This window comes from Nocardia sp. NBC_01503, assembly GCF_036327755.1.
Classification (GTDB): Bacteria; Actinomycetota; Actinomycetes; order Mycobacteriales; family Mycobacteriaceae; genus Nocardia.
Map to the genome: position 1 here is coordinate 4,759,577 of NZ_CP109596.1, position 18,651 is coordinate 4,778,227.

The window sequence follows — 18,651 nt, forward strand, 5'->3', positions numbered from 1 at the left end:
ATCGGAACGCGAAAGTGAGGGCTTATGCCACGATTAGTTGGCAAGCTGGGGGACGGCGCGGCTATTGTCGCCATCGGCGGGGCATGTGTGATTGTCGGACCGGAGACGATCAACGCGGCGGGGCATTGTGAGACAGCGCCCGCAGATTTGCGCATGACATTGGTGAGCACGGCAGCGGGTGAGGCCGGATTCGCCGCCACCGATGAACCGATGCCAGCGGGTTTATTGTCGGCGACGCAGATCGCGGCCATTCTCGAATGGGAAGTCGGTTTCGTCGAGGGCGTACCCGGAGACGGCGAGCGGCCCGGCCTCAGCGCCGCGGAGGCCGAACTGTATCTGCGTTATCGGCCGGACACCGGCGACGCGTACCCCAACAACCACGCGGCGCCGGCGGTCGGCCATCTGTTCTCCCTCGACCGCGCTCTCGAGCCGGCGTCCGATGAGCCGCTCGATGCGGCGGATCCCGGTGCCGACACCGAACCCCAACTGGTGGTGCAGCTTTGCGCCTCCATGGTTTACGTGGATGATCTTTCCGGCGACCAGATCGTCGCGGACGCGGCGGAAGATCTCATCGACCGGATGAGCTACGTCGCGACGGTGCACGAGTTCTACCCGGCCTTGGCGCGGACGGTGGCGGCCCGCACACTCCCGGAGGCGGCGGTGGAATTGGCCGACGGATTCGGCGCGGCCGAGATCCTGGACTTCATCGAACGGCTCGTCGCCGAGCTCGACCGGCGCCGCCCCTGGCCGGATCCCGCCCTGATCTCGGTGGATCCGGCGATGTGGCCGTCGATGGGTGCGAGCCGGCCGATCGGCTGGGTGGACATCCCCATCACCGATCTGGAGTGGGCGGTCAAGGCGGGATTCGGTGACGTCGCCGCCGATGATCTGGCGCTGCTGGTACTGCGGCTGCGCAGCGCGCAACTGGTGGCCCTGGTCGGTGAGGAGGACCCGAACCCGGGGCGTTTCCTGGTGCTGCTGCCCGAACGCGAAGACCAGCAGGACCCCGCGTCGGTCATCGCCTATCTGGAGCGATACGCGGGATTGCGGGTGGAGTCCGAGGGGCTCGAGCAAGCCCTGCTGGAGGTGCCCGCATCGTGATACGACCCGAGAACCGGCAGGCCGCGGCGGACGCCGCCGACCTGGTGGACACCCTGCGGCAGACCATCGGCAGGATGGCGCAAGCGCGCGGCGCGCGCGACGCGCTCACCGCCTCCGCCACCGTGGAACACGGGCGAATCACCGTGGTGGTCAACGCCTCCGGATCCATCGTGCGAACCGAGTACTCCGACGGTATCGAGGAGCTCAGCTACGGTCAGATCGCCCGCGCCACCGTGCGGGCGGCACAGACCGCGGCGGCGGAGGTGCAGCTCAAGAAACAGGAACTGCTCGCACCGTTCGCCGCCCTGCGCGCGAATATGCCGCGGCTGGAGGAGCGGTTCACCGAACTCGCCGAACTGCGCGCACAGCTGCCCACACAGGTGCGGGCACCCCTCACTCCGCCCTCGGAGCGCACGGAATCGGTCGATCCGCGCTACGGCGACGCGGTGCGCCCGCACACCGGCGGCCACCGATTCCTGGACCGCTGAGCGAATCCTGATCAACGAGAGAGAACTTCACCTGATGGATGACGAATTCGCCAGCGCGGTAGGTGATTTCAAGAAGCAGGTCGCCGAAGTGGCGCGGGTGCGAGCCGAATGCGCGCAGCTCATGGGTACCGGCACGGCTGAACGCCGCCGAGTGCGGGTCACCGTGAATGCCGACGGTATCGCCATCGACATCAAATTCGCCGCCGATATCGGTGACCTGAGCTACGACGAGATCGCCGCCGCGGTCACCGCGGCCTCCCGCTCCGCCGTGGTCGAGGTCGCCCAGCGCAGGAAGGAACTGATGGCCCCCATTGCCGCACAGGCCACCGCCGCCCCGAAAATGGAGGACATCCTCGCCGCGGTCGATTCGTTGCGGGACCAGCTCAGCTGAGTCTCGGCGGGGCTCGGTTCCGTGCGGAAACCGTGCCCCCGAGCCGATCGCGCTCAGCGGGTCAGGCCCGCGACCGCGAGTTGAGTCCAGGCTCCCGGGATATCGGTGTCCTCGTCGGTGGTGAACGCCGATTCCACCAAATCCGGTGTTACCCAGCCGGATTCGGTCGCCGCTACCAAATCGGTGACGGCCGGGCGGGAGGCGGAATCACCCAGCACGCCGCAGACGATGTCGACCACCGTCGCCGGTGTCCAGAGACCCGGCACCGCGGCGCCGATCTCGGTGGGCGCGGGGGACTCCCCGCTCCACCAGCCGTCGCCGTCCCACCAGTAGCAGAAGGACAGCTCTCCGGTGGCCGCGCGAGGATTCAGGGCCGGAATGTCGAGCCAATCCGGGACCCCGGCGTAAAACTCCGGAAGCGGGCCGCCCGCGTGGTAGGCGGCATCGAGTTCCGCGGCATTCCAGACTCCGCCGGAGAGGACCGCCCGCCCGCCCGGCAGCAATTGCAGCGTCGAGCCACTGCCGTTGGTGGCCTCGAATACGGCCGTGGAACCCAGAATTCGCGGCCCCCATTCGGTGCGAATCGCCACCGCCGCGGCCGCCACCGTCGCCCAGCGCGCCAGCGCCGTGCCCGGTTCGAGGAAGGTGACCGGCGTCGCGGGCCCGCGCCGGTCGATCCGGGCGCGGGTGAGCAGCTCCGGCAGGCGCTGCCGTCCATCGTCCACGGCGAGTCGTGCCGCCAGCCAGACCGGCAGCCGCTCACGCGGGAACTCCGCCAGATCGGCCCGATAGGCGGCGGCGGGCAGCAGCCGGTTCGGTGGAAACGGCAGATCGCCATAGCCGAATTCACACTCGGTGACGCCGCTGCGATCGCGCCCGATGACGACCTGCCACCACGCCCGATCCTCCGGCCCGACCGTCACCAGCCGCAGCGCCTGTACCAATTCCACTGCGGTCGAAGGCACCTCGACAGTGACGGTCTCATCATCGGAGATCACGAAGACGGCATCGGCCGTCACCGCGGCCACGGTGACCGAGAAAGCCAACCGCAGTTGCCGCCACTGCGGCGGGGCCGCGGGCAACAGCGATTCGGTGATGTCGAGGGCCAACTTCTCGGCCGAGCGGCGATGATCGCCCCGGTGATCATCGGCGTCGTGGGCGGATGCGCGGGCAGCGGAGGCGGTCTCCGCGATCGGCGCGGTCCGCGTCGCGGGCGTCGGCCGCGAGGGAGCGTCGGCCCCCGCCGCGAGGCCGGGTGCGGGGCTTACCGCAAGACTGGGTGCGACGCTTGTCGTGAGGTCGGGTGCGTCGCTCGCCGCGACGCCGGGCGCGACGGCCTGCTCGGTCGCACCGCCGGTGGCGGATGTCGTCTGGGGGATCGGCATGAGTTCCAATGTGCCTGTGCCCGTAGTGAACTCGGCGGTCAAGGTGAACGCGAGGTCTGGGATCTCCTCCGCCGTGCCATCATTCGACGAGTGCTCCGGCTGGGTGGCTGCCACCCCCCGCGTATCTCCATCGGCGCGGTGGGTGTTCGCGGTGGCTGGGTCGGGGTCTCGCGGTCGTTCGATTGCCCCCGCCGGGGCATGGTCACGGGTGGGGCCGGTGCGGTGGGTGTCCGTGGTGTGGCGGGCGGGGTCGGTGTGGGTGATGTCCGGGCGGGACGGGTTGGGGGTTGGGCTTGGGCTGTTCATCGATTCCCCCTGTGCGCCAGAAGTCGTGGTTCGGCGGTCGTAGTGCGGTGAACTGGTCCGGCATGCCGTGCTCGAGAGGGCGTTTGCGGGGTTTGGGTTTGCCGCTCATATAGCCGCCGTCGAGGAGGGTGCGCTCGGATCGGATGCTGTTGTCGAGTTCGGCGAGTTGTGCGCGCAACCTGCTTTCGGCGATGCCGGATCTCAGTAGCAGGTCATCGCGTTCGACTCGCATTCTGTCGAGTTCGGCTCGGTGCTGGCGGATTTCGCCCTGGAGTCGTTCCCATGCGTCGGGGTGCGGGGCCCGCGGGTGCTCCCCGGCCTCGGAGGTATGGTCGCCCGGCGCGGGGGACCGGCCGGGTTCGGAGTGCGGCCGTTCGCGGTCGGCCGCGGCCGCCCGGTTCGCGTCGTCCAGTTCGGTCAGGGCGTTCTCCGCGGCGGCCATCGCCCGATCCTGTTGGGCGACAGCCTTTTCCAGGTTTCCGCGGGTCATGCCCAACTCATGGTCCGTGAGCGCGAGCCGAGCCGTCTGGTCGGCGACGTCTCGTTCATGGGTCCGCAGGGTCTGTTCGAGGTCGGTGACTCTGGCTCGGGCCGCGGCGCGCTGCTCGGCGGGTGCTCCATCGTGGTCGGCCCGTGCGGTGACCAACTCGGCTTTGGTGGCGTCGCGAGTGGCTTTCGCGGCGGCCAAGGCTTCCCGCTCCGCCGCGCGATGCTCGTTGAGCGCACTCAGGCCCCGGCGGTCCGCGCGGGTATAGGCCCGCGCGGAATCGCCGGTCGCGGTTCGCAGTTCGGCGAGACGATCATCGGCCGCGGCGAGCTTGTTTCGGACCGCCGTCACCTTCGGGCCCTCCGCCACCTGCGATATACCGCCGACCTGCTCGTCCCGGCCGCCATGCGCCGGTTCATCGTTCCGGTGCGCGACCGGTTGTCCGCCGGCGTGCCCGGTGTCGGAATCGGCGTGCGATACGGGTTCATCGCCGGAGTGCTGGGCGGTGCCGTCATCGGTGTGCTGGACGCCGTTGCGCTGGGCGGGTTCGTCGCCGGGGTGCGGGACCGTGTCATCGCTGGCATGCGGAGCGGGTTCGCCGGAGGGTGTGCCGAGTTCGTTGCCGGTGGCCGCGTCGGCATCCCGCCGCGCCGTGTCATCGGCCGAACTTCCGCCCGCGGTGGCTCTTTCGGCGTCGTCGCGGTGCCGCGGCACCGGGCCGGGGTGGGCCGGAGCCTCGTCACCTCCGGTGCTATGACCGGCATTGCCGCCCGCACCCGCGTTATCGGCCGCCAATCCGGCCTGGATATTCGTGCGGGTCGCCGCATCGGCGGCGACGGCGGTATCCAGCCGCTGCTGCGCTCGGGTGACGGCGGTATGAGCCTCCGGGGTCGGTGTGGCCGCCGCGCGGGCTCGGGCTCGCACATGCTCGAGTTCGGCGTTGAGCACCTCGCGCCGGGTGGTGGTGAGGTCGCGAACCAGCGCGCGCTGCTCGTTGGTGTGCGCGTTGCGCGCGGCGCGGGCATCGTTCGATCCGCCGCTCTCAGCGGGATTCTCACCTGAACGAGCGGCGGAGCGATCGTCGGCGCGGGCACCGCGATATCCCGGCGCGTCCCGCTGCCGGATCTCCTCCAACAGCTGCGATGAGGATTTGATCGGTTCGGCCGGGGCGTCGGTCCGGGCCGCCGCCGCCCGGCCGCCCGGATTCGGCTGCTCGCCCGCCGGAATGTGCTCTTCGCCCGGTAGCGGCGCCGACCTCGGCGCGCTGACCGGTTCCGGGGTGTGCTCCAGTGCGGCCCGGCTCGTGGGCAGGGCCGGTTCGTCGAAGCGGGTCGCCGCCGGCTCCCGCCCGAGCATGCCGATATAGCCGCGCTGCATGCCGATGAGCGAGTTGCTGGAGACCGCGCCGATCAGTCCGATCCTCGGATCGAAAGTGCCGGTGAACAATTCGGCGATTCCGCCGCCCACCAGGGTGCTGACCATGGTCGGAACCGTGCCGGAGAGCACGCCGAGCCCGGCACCCCACACCCCGGCGGTGGGGTCCTTGCCCCAGCCGGTCAGCAGCTTGCCGCCGAATTTTCCCAGATTGGTGGCGACCAGCGCTCCGGCATACCAGCCGCCGGTGGAGGCGGCGATCGACATGCCGATCTCCTTGCCGTCGAGCCCGTCGCGGTGGCCCTTCCCGATCTGTATCTCCTGGACCATGATGTCGAGACCACCGGCCCAGATCGTATTGTTGACGGCTTTCTCGATGAGAAATTTGACGGTGTCGGCGGGCAATTCCGCGAGGGTCAGCGCAGTGGTTTCGCGGAATCCCGCGTCAACCAGCATCTGGGTCAATCGCGGTGTTGCTCTCGACGCGAGTGCGGTGGCCGGTTGCGCGACCAATCGTGAGATTCGCCCGGGCTCATCCGCCAATCGCGGGAGGTACCGGAATGCGCCGGCCAGATATTCGCCGATATGCGGAATCTCCGCGAGGGCCGCCAGCGCGCGATTGCCGATGCGGTAGACCGCCGCTCGGGTCGCACCGATCGCGGCCGCCTCCACCGCCGGCGCGGTCGGTGGCCACAGCCACGCGCCCGCGATCTGCGCGGCCAGCATGGTGGCCGACAGGATGATCATCAGCTTGGTTTCTTCGATCGTGGTCGCCGCGTGCCGGGTGGAGGCGCCGGTCTCCCGGAAGTCCTTGGCCAGCCGTTCGATCGAGTTGTCGCCGGTGCTGAGCTTGCCGAGCTCGGTGGCGATCGCCGTACGGCCCGTGCCGGATTCGTATCCGGTCAGGGCCAGCGCTTCTCCCGCCCGCACCAGGGGAATGACCTGCGCTTCGAGATCGGTCGCGGCGTCCAGCCAGCCCTGGGCCATCGCGAACATGCGGTCCTCATCGCCGTCCGGCCAGGCCTGTCCCACGATATAGGTCAGAAACCGCAGATCCGGCGGCCACTCCAGCGACATATCGACGTATCAGAACGCGGAGGTGTTGCCGGATTCGGTCTTCACGGCTGTGTTCGACGCGTCGATCAGCCCGGTCCCGAATTCCCGCAATGTGTCCGACATATCGCTTCCACCCTTCAGGAGATTACCGCGGGAGCTGTAGTAACCGTTCGTACCCTCGGCGAATTGCTTACCGTAGGAGTCGGTGCCCCAGGTTTCGGATCCATTCGACCCGACCGATGTGGAGAGCGTGCGCATAATGGTTTCGAATGCGGCCTGAGCGGCGAGTAGTTCATTGCCGCCGGCCCGCACAGCGTTTGGCGTGACGATCAGTTTTTCTGCCATGGCACCCGCTTCTCAATACGTCGTATAGACGTATCTACCATAAATCTGCGGCGTATACCGGGTTTTCATGGTCAGATTTACGCGGGTGTTACGCGCCGTCGGGGAAGACGTCCGCGAGTTCCCGCCCGACCACCGAGCCGAGGTACCGCTCGACGAAGCGGTCGATCACGCCGGCCGCGACCCGGCCGGGGCGCGCCCGGGCCGCGGTCAGCTGGGCGGTCAGCTCGCCGACATCCCGCTCGCCGCGATCGGACCGCCGAAAGCTTCGAATCGTGGTGCGCAGGAAGATATCCGTGAATTGCCGCGCGATGTGATCGCAGTCGGTGCGCAGCTGTTCGACCTCGTCGAGGGCGCGAGTGATCGGCATGCCGGCCTCGATCAGCTCGTCGAAGAGTTCGACCAGTTCGGGATCGGTGGCGCGGTAGGTGTTCGGATCCACCGGCTCGTAGAGCCCGGCCATGACCGCGCGGGCGAGACCGTCGGGAATCTCGTGGAACCGTTCGGCGAGCGCGATGGCGGTGACGAGTCCGTCGCCCGCGGTCTCCTGTCGTGCCGGGGGAGTGGTCGTGGTGGCGGCCACGCCCAGCACGTCGGCGAGATCCTCGCCGCGGTCCCAGGCCTCGAGCAGGCCGCGTACGCCGTTCAGGGTGATGCCGCGCTCGAGTAGCCGTTCTACGATGCGGACCCGATTCAGATGCTCCTCACCGTAGAAACCGGTGCGGCCCTTCATCTTCGGTGGCGGCAGCAGACCACGCTCGTTGTAGTCGCGCAGCGTTCGGACCGTCAGGCCCGCCTGCTCGGCCAGGTCGCTGATCGTGAGCCCCGCATCCACCGCCATGCCTCCAGGAAACCATAGATGAACAGTTACCGATCCCGGTGGCATCCGGTGTCCTCGCGGTGTGGCCGCTGCTTCAATCGCCACAACATCGGTGCCGGGAGTGTCCTCCACGTTACGTTCTCGGTCAACCATTGATATGTGCCATTGATTGCCGGTATGTTCCGTCAATCACTGGCATGGTTGATGTTAAGGAAGACCGAATCATGACAACCGTTCGACCACAAGAACTTTCGGAGACCGCCGTCGGCTTGAACGACGAGGACGCCGGGTACCACAAGGTGCTGCGCCCCCGGCAGTTGCAGATGATCGCCATCGGTGGCGCCATCGGCACCGGCCTGTTCCTCGGCGCGGGCGCCCGGCTCAAAGACGCCGGCGCGGGGCTGTTCATCGCCTACGCGATCTGCGGCATCTTCGTCTTCTTCATCCTGCGGGCGCTCGGAGAGCTCGTGCTGCACCGCCCGTCCTCGGGCTCGTTCGTCTCCTACGCGCGCGAATTCTATGGTGAGAAGCTGGCTTTCGGTGTCGGCTGGATGTACTTCTTCCACTGGTGTATGACCGGCATCGTCGACATCACCGCGATCGCCACCTACGTGCACTACTGGGGTGCGACCAAGGTGATCCCGCAGTGGACGATCGCGCTGGTGGCCCTGGTGATCGTGGTCGCGATCAATATGGTCTCGGTGAAGTGGTTCGGCGAGATGGAGTTCTGGGCGGCCCTGATCAAGGTGGTCGCGCTGGTCGGCTTCCTCATCATCGGACTCGTCTTCCTGGTGGGCCGCTTCAAGATTCAGGGCGAGGTCACCGGCCCCACGGTGATCTCCGGGCATGGCGGACTCTTCCCGCACGGCGTCATACCCTTGGTGCTCACCACAACCGGCGTCGTATTCGCTTATGCGGCAGTAGAACTCGTGGGCACTGCCGCCGGTGAGGCGGAGAACCCGGAGAAGATCATGCCGCGCGCGATCAACTCCGTCATCGCCCGCATCGCACTGTTCTATGTCGGCTCACTGGTATTGCTGTCGCTGCTGCTGCCGTACACCGACTTCAAATCCGGCACCAGCCCGTTCGTCACCTTCTTCGCCAAGCTCGGCATTCACGGCGCGGGCTCGGTCATGAACCTGATCGTGCTCACCGCCGCGTTCTCCAGCCTCAACGCCGGCCTCTACTCCACCGGCCGCATCCTGCGCTCGATGTCGATGAACGGCAGCGCTCCCAGCATGGCCTCGCGAATGACCAAGGGCGGCGTGCCCTACGTGGGCATTCTCGCCACCGCCACCGTCGCGCTGCTGGGTGTCGGACTCAACGCGATCGTGCCGCAGAAAGCGTTCGAGATCGTACTGAACATGTCGGCGCTGGGCACCATCGCGGCCTGGGGGGCGATCCTGGTCTGTCAGCTCAAGCTGTGGCAGTGGTCCCGGGAAGGCCGAGTCGAGCGCCCGAAGTTCCGGCTGATGGGCGCGCCCTACACCAGCATCGCGGCGCTGCTGTTCCTGGTGGCGGTGCTGGGCATCATGCTCTTCGGCCGTGACGCGACCCAGCGCGGTGCGGTGATCGCCATGGGCGTGGTGGTGCTGCCGCTGATGATCATCGGCTGGTTCCTGGTGCGCGGGCGCGTCGCGGCCATCGCGACCATGCGACAGGGCTACACCGGGCAGTTCCCGGTGCTGGCCGAGCGGCCCCTGGAACATCGGGACCCGCATCTGACCACCGTGCTCGACGAGATTCAGGGCGAAGTCACGCCCGGCGAGTCGCGAACGCGGTGAATACCGGCCGATCCCGCGGCGCGTATACGCAAACCCGTTGCGGGATCGGCTTTTACGGCTTCAACAGCAGAAATGACGTGGTAGGCATGAAGAACGTAACGCAGGACAACACCGAGGCCTCCGATGCTATTGAGGGGCAGCCGCATTCGGACCGATCCGGGCCTGTCCGGCAAAGTCCGCTGCGCTGGGGCTTGCGCCTGGTCTCGATGCCCGCCGTGCCGCCCGTCGAACCCGAAGCCGCGGTGCTGACGAAACTCGAAGTGCCCGAGGCCAAACGTTTCTGCTGGAAGTGCCGCAGGCCCGTCGGTCGCCATGACGATCACGGGCCGGGCGCGATCCAGGGCGCCTGCGGGCACTGCCGGGAATCGTTCAGTTTCCGCCCGGCGCTGCGGGACGGCGATGTGGTCGCCGACCAGTACGAAATCCGGGGTTGCCTGGCCTACGGCGGGATCGGCTGGGTGTTCCTGGCTCGTGACCGCCATGTCGGGGGGCGCTGGGTGGTGCTCAAGGGCCTGCAGAACCCGCGAGACATCGAGGCGCATGTGGCGGCGCTGGCCGAACGGCAATTTCTCTCCGAGGTGATCCATCCGGCCATCGTCAAGATCTTCAACTTCGTCACGCACCGCACCGCCGACGGCGTCTCCGCCGGATACATCGTGATGGAGTACATCGGCGGCAGATCGCTGGGCGCCATGCTCGAACAGCAAGCGCGCGAACCACTTCCGGTAGCGCAGGCCATCACGTACCTGCTCGAGATCCTGCCGGCTCTCGACTACCTGCACTCGCTCGGGCTCGCCTATAACGACCTGAAACCGGACAACATCATGGTGAGCCAGGATGAGGTCAAACTCATCGACCTGGGGGCGGTGGCGGCGCTGCGCTCCGGCGGCAGCTTGTACGGCACACCGGGTTATCAGGCGCCCGAAGTGCCCCGGACCGGTCCCACGGTGGCCTCGGACATCTACACCGTCGGCCGCACCCTGGCCGCGCTCACCCTGCCCGGCGGATCCCGTTGGCGCACAACCGAAGACGAGCCCATTCTGCGACGACATCCAGCCTTCGCGAAACTGCTGCGCCGGGCGACCGACGCGGATCCGGCCAAGCGGTTCCCCTCCGCTTCGGTCATGTACCGCCAGCTCGGCGGCGTATTGCGAATGGTGCTCGCGCGTGACACCGGTACGGACCATCGGCAGATATCGACCACCTTCGGCGCCCCGCGCACCGATTTCGGCGTCGACGCGCTGCTCGGCGGGCGGGACGCCGTGGCCGGACACCCACCCCGCCTGGACGCGGCCGAACTCGCCGCGGCCCTGCCGATTCCCATGATCGATCCGGAGGAACCCAGCTTCGAATTCCTCTCCGCTCAACTGCAAGCCGACCCGGGCCACGCCCTGGAGGGATTGCGGATCAGCCGAACGGCGGTGCGCAAGGGCCTGATCGAACTGCCCGACTCCTTCGAGTTGGAGAGCGCGCTCATCGAGACCAGGGCTTACCTGGACATCGGCTCCGTGCGCGTGGCGCGCGAGATACTGGACCGGCTGCGGGACGAACATGCCAACGATTGGCGGATCGACTGGTATGACGGCCTGGCCGATGTGGTCTCCGGCGAACTCGAAAAAGCCTATGCGCGTTTCGAACTCGTCGCCGCCATGGTGCCGGGCGAACTCGCGCCGCCGCTGGCGCTCGCGGCCACCGCCGAACTATTGGCGCAGGCCGATCCGGATCCGCGCCGCCGCGCACGCTGGTCGCGGTCGGCCACCGACGACTACCGGAGCGTATGGCGGACCGATCGCACCATGGTCACCGCGGCATTCGGACTGGCCAGGCAACAGCTCGGCGCGGGCGATACCGCGGCGGCGATCGACACGCTGCGGCAGGTGCAACCCGCCGCACGGAATTACGACGCCGCGCGCATGACCCTCAGCCTGCTGCTGGTGTCACGGACACCGGCGCAACTGACCCAGGCCCAGTTGGACGAAGCGGCGGAACGGCTGCGCGGCCTGCCACGGGAGCGCCGCGCCCTCGAATTGCGTTCCGCCGTACTGGAGAGCGCACTGCGCTGGTTCTGCGCCGGTGGCCGGCCCGGTACGCCGGACGACACCATTCTCGGCCATCTCTACACCGAACGCGGGCTGCGCAAGGGACTGGAGTCGGCCCTGCGGGCCGTCGCGCACGCGACGCCGGACCGCTTCGACCGCTTCGCGCTGGTGGATCGCGCCAATGCGGTGCGCCCGCGCTCGTGGATATGAACACCCCATGAACAACAGTGAAATCAGAAGGAGAACTCCCATGCCCACCGAGCTGCGAATCGAACGGGACTCGATCGGCGAGCTGACCGTTCCGGCTCGTGCGTACTACGGCGTGCACACCGCTCGTGCGATGGCGAACTTTCGGATCACCGGATCGGCGATGGGCAGCTATCCGGCCTTGATCTCCGCCCTGGCCGCAGTGAAACAGGCTGCCTGCCAAGCCAATCGCGATCTCGGACTGCTGGACGCGGAGCGGGCGAGCGCCATCGTATCGGCCTGTATCGAGATTCGGGGCGGTGCGTTCCTCGACCAATTTCCGATCGATCCCATTCAGGGCGGCGCCGGCACCTCGTCGAATATGAACGCCAACGAGGTGATCGCCAATCGCGCACTGGAACTCCTCGGCTTCGCGCCGGGTGAATACGCCGAACTCGATCCACTGACCCATGTCAATCTCGGCCAGTCGACCAATGACGTCTACCCCACCGCGATCAAACTCTGCCTGGTCACCTACATTCGCGAGCTGGTCGGCGCGCTCGGCAGGCTGGCGGAATCCTTCGACCGCAAGGCGATCGAGTTCGCCGATGTGATCAAGATGGGGCGCACCCAATTACAGGACGCCGTGCCGATGAGCCTCGGACAGGAGTTCGGCACCTACGCCACCATGGTCCGCGAGGATCGCGAACGGCTCGGCGAGGGCGCGCTGCTGCTGCTCGAATGCAACCTCGGCGGCACCGCGATCGGCACCGGCATCAACGGGCACCCCGATTACGCGGCGCTGGCCTGCCGCTATCTGCGAGAGATCTCCGGCGAGCCGATGTCGCTGGCGGCCAACCCGATCGAAGCCACCCAGGATTGCGGCGCCTTCGTGCAGGTGTCGGGGATTCTCAAGCGGGTGGCGGTGAAACTCTCCAAGGTCTGCAACGACCTGCGGTTGACCTCCTCCGGTCCGCTCGCCGGTCTACACGAGATCAATCTGCCTGCCGCGCAGGCGGGTTCGTCGATCATGCCCGGCAAGGTCAATCCGGTCATCCCCGAACTCGTCAATCAGGTGGCGTTCGAGGTGATCGGAAACGATCTGACCGTCACCATGGCGGCCGAGGCCGGTCAGCTCCAACTCAACGCCTTCGAACCGGTTATCGTCTTCAGCCTGCTCAAGACGCTCACCCACCTCACGGCCGCGGCCGACACCCTCGCCACCGAATGCGTCGACGGAATCACCGCCAACCGCGCGCGGCTGCGCGAGGGCGTGCGGAATTCGATCGGCATCGTCACCGCGTTGTCGCCGCAGCTCGGGTACGCGGCCTGCGCGCGGGTGGCCAAACAGGCGCTCGCCACCGGTGACTCGGTCGCGGACATCGTGGTGGCCGAAGGAGCACTGACCAGATCGCAGGTCGAGGAGTTGCTGTCACCTCGCCGGCTGGCGGGATTGCCGCCTATCCCCGAGACTTCCGTTAGCCAGGTCGGGTAGCCGAGCCCGAATGCGGACGTAAGGGCAACTATGACACTCGACGCCGAGCGTTCCCGGCGCATCACGGCACCGGACCGGGCCGGTGCACTGCCCGGTCCGGGCCGAGAACGCCTAGCCGTTCTATTGGTGTTGTGCGGCACCGGTTTTCTCCTCACCGAAGACGTCTCGCTGCACAGCATCGCGGTGCCCACCCTGCTGCAGCAGTTGGGTGACCGGCCCAACCTGCATATCGCGCAGTGGAGTCCGAAGGTGTACATGCTGGCCTTCGCCGCGCTACTCATGGCCGGTGGCACCCTCTCGGATCGGTTCGGCGCCAAGCGTTTTCTGGTAGGCGGCTATCTGCTCTACCTCGCCGGAGCCGTGGTACACCTGGCGCTGCCGTCCACGGCGCTGCCGCTGGCCCTGGCCAGGGTGGTGATGGGCGCCGCGGTCGCGCTGATCATTCCGGCCACCCTTTCGATCCTGTCGGCCGTCAGCGGCTCGGCACTTCAGCGGGCCCGGGCCATTACCCTCTGGGCGGGGTGCTGCGCGGCCGGCGTGACCGTCGTGCCGCTGGTCACGGGCCTGCTGCTGAACAATGTGCTGTGGCCCAAGGTGATGGCCGCGATCGGGATCACCGCCGTCGCGCTGCTGATCGGGGTTATCGCACTCGTCCCGAAGGTGCCGGCGGACCCGGACTCCGAATGCGATTGGCCGTCCACGATCACCATCACCTTCGGTACCGGGCTGGTGGCCTTCGCCCTCATGCAGGCGCCGGACTGGGGCTGGCTCGCCCCCTGGGTCGCCGGGCCGATGACGGCCGGCATCGTGCTCTGCGTGGTCTCGGCGATCATCCGGTGCGGCGGTCAGCTGCCCTACGACTGCCTGATCACCGCGGACGCTCGGCTCCGACCGGCCATGTTCGCACTGGCCGTGGGGGTTTCGGCGCTGTGCGGCACCGTCTTCTTGGCCGTTCAGTATCTCCAGGCGGTGCGCGGCCACGCGCCGATCGTCGCCGGCACGCTCATCTTCCTGCCGTCCTGCGCGGCGACCGTGCTGGGGGCGAAACTGGGATCGCTGGTACAGCGGTCCTACGGCGTCACCGCGGCCCTCACCATCGGTCTGACCGCGATCCTGGACGGCCTGGCCATCGGTCTCACCGCCGACGCGGCGGGTGATCTGGGCTCGATCGTGCTGATGGTGACCGTGGCGAGCGTGGGTTTCGGCATGGTGATGAGCGTCGGCCTCGACCTCATGAGCGCCGCACTGCCGCTGTCGAACTACGGAACCGCCTGGGCGGCAACGGAAACCATGGTGCAAATCGGCGGGCTGGTGGGCCTGGCCCTGGTCGGCAGCCTCGTCGACCGCGGCTATCACGATCGTCTGCGGCTGCCCAGCGCCCTCATCACCGCCGAGGGCGCCACCGTTACCCGCGATTCGCTCGGCAAAGGCGTCGCGGCGGCGGCTTCGGCCGGTACTTCGCTCGCCGACGCCGTGCAGAACGCCTTTCTGGCCGGGTACCGGCACGGGTTGCTGGCCCTTATCGTCGTGGTCGCCACGGTGATGGTCGCCATACTGGCGGCGGCTGCCCGCTCGAAGTCGCGCCGCGGAGCCGCGCCACTGCGCAGATAGCTACCGGCGGCGTTCGGCGACTCGCGCTGGTTATTGGTGCGGGGATACCGCTGCTACTAATTATTTGTCACCGCCAATTACACGCAAAATTGGCGGCTACAGGTCATGCTCTCGCAGATCGGACAGCGTTTTCTCTGGCATGCTCAAGAACCTGCCGGTTTATCAAGAGATTCCAAAGATCGAAAAGACGATCTACACGCTTGTAAAGCTGATCCAAATATTCCCGCTTCTGGAGTATCAAATTTCGGAATGGCTCGTACAATTCAATTCACTGTTGTAACTTCATTCCGAACCATCCGGGCCATACCGCACGATGTGCCCGAAAAATCGAAAGGCTGGGGTTTGCTGTGCAGGAATTCGATAATGGCACCCGGGTCGGTCGCCGCGCCGCCGCCCGCCCGTCCTCGTCCCGGACATCGGCGGAAGAGGCGCTGATGCGATCCCGCGCGGATCGCGCGCAACTCGAGCAGGGACGCCTGTTCCATGCCACCCTCATCGAAGAAGCGGAGCAGTTGCACGAGGAGCTCCGACTGGTACACGAAGAACTCCGCGAGGTGTACCGGAACCTGAGCGGGTTGCGCCGCCGGTTCCCGAGCCTGCCACCCGCGCCGCGGCTGGCCGGTTACCCCCCGGTTGTCGTCGCGCCGGTGCCCCCCGCCGGTGCCCGACCGGCCCCGGGTCGCGCCAGCGCCTGATGCCACGGTAACCATCGTCACGCTCCCGGTCAGGGGCTGGATCGCCAGTTGCTTGCTGTAGTCTCACCTTCTGTTCAGGTCGCCTCTGAACTCCGGAAGGGACCAGCGGTCGTGCGTGTGGTGGTGGTAGAGGATGACGCGGGTATGGCCGCAGCCGTCGTTGACGGCCTCTGGGCACAGGGCTTCGACCGGGTCGACCATCTCTCCCACGGTTTGGATCTGCTGACCTCGCATACCGGGTACGACGCGGTCATCCTCGATCTGGGTCTGCCCGATGTCAACGGATATCTGGTGCTGCGCCAGCTCCGCAAGGTCAGCTCCGTACCCGTGGTCGTGCTCACCGCGGAAGGCGATGAGCTGGCCGTTGTCTCCTGTCTGCGCGCCGGTGCGGACGATTACGTCGTCAAACCGGCTCGGGTGAGCGAGCTCGCGGCGCGGCTCGAGGCGGTGGTGCGGCGCTGGCAGGCCACCGACTATCGTCCGGCGATCGTGGTCACCGGTGATGTCCGGGTCGACCTGGTCGCCCGCAGTGTCGAGGTGGCGGGGCAACCGGTTGCGTTGACCCAGAAGGAATTCGCGGTCGCGCGGGCGTTGGCCGAGCGGGCCGGCGCGGCCGTGGGGCGCGAAGAATTAATGGACGAGGTCTGGGGCGAGAAGAATCCGTCCATCTCGCGTTCACTCGACGTCCACATGGGTGGGCTTCGCGCCAAATTGAACCGGCCCGGTCTGATCACCACCATCCACGGCTTCGGCTATCGATGGGATCGGTGAGGAAGACCTCCCATGCGCGGACGCCTGTTGCTGACGTTCACCATGCTCGCGGCGATCTGCATGATCGGCTTCGCCATCGGTATCGGCGGACAACTCGCCGCCAACCGAACCCGCGGATTGATGATCGATCGCATCGGCGACGCCAGTCGCTTCGCCGCCTGGTCCGCCGGGGATTCCGCCGGACTGGTGCACGAAGCCCAGAACTACTACGACCGCAGCCGCAATGGTGTGCTCGTGATCGATGCCGACGGCACCGTCCGCTGCGATCTCGGGGTGGATCGCAATGACCCGAGGATTATCGACGCCGTCGACCGCGCTCGCCGATACCAGCCGCCGCCCCTACCGCAAACCCTGTACCCGTGGAGCCGTCCCACCATGCTCGTCGCGCAACCGGTCGGAAGTCCGCCGGTCGCCGCGGGGGTGGTGCTCATCGCCGCGTCGACGGTCGAGACCACCACCGGAATCGCCGACGGCTGGATACAACTGGCGTGCATCACCGCGAGCGCGCTACTGGTCTTCGGCGGTCTGGCACTGGTGCTGTCCGGGTGGATACTGCGACCGGTATCCGAACTCATTCGCAATGTCGAGGCGCTGACGGCGACGCTGCCGGTGTCGGGACGGACCCCGCGCACCGCACCGGGCAGCGATGACGGCCCGCGGGAGATTCTCGAACTGGCCGATGCCGTCGGAGCGCTGACGCACGCGGTGGCCGAATCCGCCGCCGCCGAGCGTCGGCATGTGGCCGACACCGCGCACTCCATGCGTAATCCGCTGGCCGCGTTGTCGGTTCGCCTCGAAGCCCTGCAACCGGCGATCGCCGGCGGCCGGGCCGAATCGACCTTCGCCAGCATCGTCAGTGAAGTGGACCGGCTCACCGGACTGCTGGACGATCTGCTCGCCGAAGCGGTCGCGGAAGCGGTCGCCGAAGCCCGGCAGTCATGCGGCACAGGGGAACTCGTGGCCGCCGCGCCCGAAACGTGCGATGCGGTGAGCGTGGCGGAGGACCGGGTCGAGGCATGGCACGCGGCCTTCGCCCGCGCGGGCATGGCGCTGACCGTCGAATTACAGGTTCCCACCGCGAGAATGCGGGCGCCCGCACAGATCCTCACGCAGATTCTCGATGTCGCACTGAGCAATTCCGCCCGCTACGCCGGTGCGGGCGCGCACGCCACGGTCGTGGTGGCACAGGAATCGGATTCGGCGGTGATCTCGGTGCGCGACAACGGGATCGGCGTCCCCCAGGACGAACTCGACCGGCTCACCACCCGATTCTTCCGCGGCGGCAATGCTGCGGCGGGCGGCTCCGGGCTGGGTCTGCCGATCGCGGCGACCCTCGCCGGGAAACACGGCGGACTCTTCTTCCTCGACACCGCCGAAACCGGCGGACTCGTTGTCACCGTGAGCTTCCCCGCGGTGCTCGACCGCGCCGAATCCCGCTGATCGCACAACCTTACGGCCGGGTGAACTGCTGAAGAGGTGGTGAACAAACCCCTCGGGCGCCGGGACACTTCCGGCCGGTGCGGCAAGATCCCGCTGTGGCTATGTCGTAGACCCGCTGGTCGGCGCGGCGACTGCGCCGTTACTCAGCGAGCCACCAGGAGGACCCGTGACGGCACCCGCATCCGGCAACGGTGGCGAGCACACCGAGCAGCATCGGCCGCACCACCGTCACCGGCATGGTCATCACGGTGGTTCGGGTGCGAGTGGGCCTGAGGGTGGTTCGGGTGCGAGTGGGCCTGAGGGTGGTTCGGGTGCGAGTGGGCCTGAGGGTGGTTCGGGTGCGAGTGGGCCTGAGGGTGGTTCGGGTGCGAGTGGGCCTGAGGGTGGTTCGGGTGCGAGTGGGCCTGAGGGTGGTTCGGGTGCGAGTGGGCCTGAGGGTGGTTCGGGTGCGAGTGGGCCTGAGGGTGGTTCGGGTGCGAGTGGGCCCGAGGGCGGTTCGGGTGCGAGTGGTTCGGATGGGCACCACGGTGGTGCTTCCGGCGCGACCGGGCCGCACGGTCACCACGGTGGTGCCTCGGGGTCGAGCGGAGCGCATGGTCCGCGTCACCATGGGGCCTCCGGCGACGGCGGACCACACGGAGGTGGTGGCGCGAAGCCCGGCGGTGGTAAACCGAGCGGCGGCAAGCCGAATGGCGGTAAACCGAGCGGCGGCGAACCCCGCGGCGGAAATTCGGGTGCGGGCAGCCCACGCGGCGGCGGTAACCCGAATAGCGGCGGCAACCCGAGCAGCGGCGGTAACCCGGGCGGTGGCGGGAAGGGCGGAGACATTGTCAAGGTCGACCCGGAAGCCCTGACCGCGAAGGGTAAGAAACTGGCGGAG

Annotated in this window: 14 protein-coding genes; 10 read left to right on the forward strand and 4 right to left on the reverse strand. The window is 67.6% G+C overall.

Features of this window, described 5'->3' with window-relative positions; translation table 11 throughout:
- Window positions 1-24 precede the first annotated feature (24 nt).
- From OHB26_RS21510 to OHB26_RS21520, 3 genes are read left to right on the forward strand one after another with little or no spacing between them, the layout of a single operon-like run.
- Window positions 25-1,101, forward strand: a complete 1,077-nt coding sequence (locus OHB26_RS21510; protein WP_330179067.1) for a hypothetical protein — start codon at window positions 25-27, stop codon at window positions 1,099-1,101.
- On the forward strand, window positions 1,098-1,589 hold the full coding sequence (locus tag OHB26_RS21515; RefSeq protein WP_330179068.1) for a hypothetical protein: 492 nt from the start codon (window positions 1,098-1,100) through the stop codon (window positions 1,587-1,589). The genes OHB26_RS21510 and OHB26_RS21515 overlap by 4 nt, the downstream gene beginning before the upstream one ends.
- 34 nt (window positions 1,590-1,623) lie before the next feature.
- Window positions 1,624-1,980 carry a YbaB/EbfC family nucleoid-associated protein gene (locus OHB26_RS21520; protein ID WP_330179069.1) on the forward strand — a complete coding sequence of 119 codons (357 nt, stop codon included), beginning with the start codon at window positions 1,624-1,626 and terminating at the stop codon, window positions 1,978-1,980.
- 53 nt (window positions 1,981-2,033) lie between these two features.
- On the opposite strand, the gene OHB26_RS21525 is transcribed toward OHB26_RS21520, so the two are convergent.
- The 4 genes from OHB26_RS21525 to OHB26_RS21540 form a co-directional block, all read right to left on the reverse strand.
- A complete protein-coding gene (locus OHB26_RS21525; RefSeq protein WP_330179070.1) occupies window positions 2,034-3,365 on the reverse strand; it encodes a hypothetical protein in 1,332 nt (443 codons plus the stop codon).
- A gap of 202 nt (window positions 3,366-3,567) precedes the next feature.
- Complete coding sequence (locus tag OHB26_RS21530) at window positions 3,568-6,609, reverse strand: WXG100-like domain-containing protein (RefSeq protein ID WP_330179071.1); 3,042 nt, start codon at window positions 6,607-6,609, stop codon at window positions 3,568-3,570.
- Between the two features lie 9 nt (window positions 6,610-6,618).
- Window positions 6,619-6,933, reverse strand: coding sequence for a hypothetical protein (locus OHB26_RS21535; RefSeq protein ID WP_330179072.1), 315 nt, complete (start codon window positions 6,931-6,933; stop codon window positions 6,619-6,621).
- Window positions 6,934-7,021: 88 nt separating this feature from the next.
- Window positions 7,022-7,771, reverse strand: coding sequence for a MerR family transcriptional regulator (locus tag OHB26_RS21540; RefSeq protein WP_330179073.1), 750 nt, complete (start codon window positions 7,769-7,771; stop codon window positions 7,022-7,024).
- 203 nt (window positions 7,772-7,974) lie between these two features.
- Here OHB26_RS21540 and OHB26_RS21545 point away from each other — a divergent pair, with 203 nt between their 5' ends.
- The 7 genes from OHB26_RS21545 to OHB26_RS21575 all read left to right on the forward strand — a co-directional run bounded on the left by OHB26_RS21545 (window position 7,975) and on the right by OHB26_RS21575 (window position 17,771).
- On the forward strand, window positions 7,975-9,534 hold the full coding sequence (locus tag OHB26_RS21545) for an amino acid permease (protein ID WP_330179074.1): 1,560 nt from the start codon (window positions 7,975-7,977) through the stop codon (window positions 9,532-9,534).
- An 86-nt stretch (window positions 9,535-9,620) separates the two neighbouring features.
- A complete protein-coding gene (locus tag OHB26_RS21550; RefSeq protein WP_330179075.1) occupies window positions 9,621-11,783 on the forward strand; it encodes a serine/threonine-protein kinase in 2,163 nt (720 codons plus the stop codon).
- A 40-nt stretch (window positions 11,784-11,823) separates the two neighbouring features.
- Window positions 11,824-13,254, forward strand: coding sequence for an aspartate ammonia-lyase (locus OHB26_RS21555; protein WP_330179076.1), 1,431 nt, complete (start codon window positions 11,824-11,826; stop codon window positions 13,252-13,254).
- 30 nt (window positions 13,255-13,284) lie between these two features.
- Window positions 13,285-14,865, forward strand: coding sequence for an MFS transporter (locus OHB26_RS21560; RefSeq protein ID WP_330179077.1), 1,581 nt, complete (start codon window positions 13,285-13,287; stop codon window positions 14,863-14,865).
- A gap of 347 nt (window positions 14,866-15,212) precedes the next feature.
- Entirely contained in the window at window positions 15,213-15,560 is a 348-nt protein-coding gene (locus tag OHB26_RS21565; RefSeq protein ID WP_330179078.1) for a hypothetical protein, read from the forward strand.
- A 111-nt stretch (window positions 15,561-15,671) separates the two neighbouring features.
- Window positions 15,672-16,331 carry a response regulator transcription factor gene (locus tag OHB26_RS21570; RefSeq protein ID WP_330179079.1) on the forward strand — a complete coding sequence of 220 codons (660 nt, stop codon included), beginning with the start codon at window positions 15,672-15,674 and terminating at the stop codon, window positions 16,329-16,331.
- A 12-nt stretch (window positions 16,332-16,343) separates the two neighbouring features.
- Entirely contained in the window at window positions 16,344-17,771 is a 1,428-nt protein-coding gene (locus tag OHB26_RS21575) for a sensor histidine kinase (RefSeq protein WP_330179080.1), read from the forward strand.
- The last annotated feature ends 880 nt before the right edge of the window (window positions 17,772-18,651 follow it).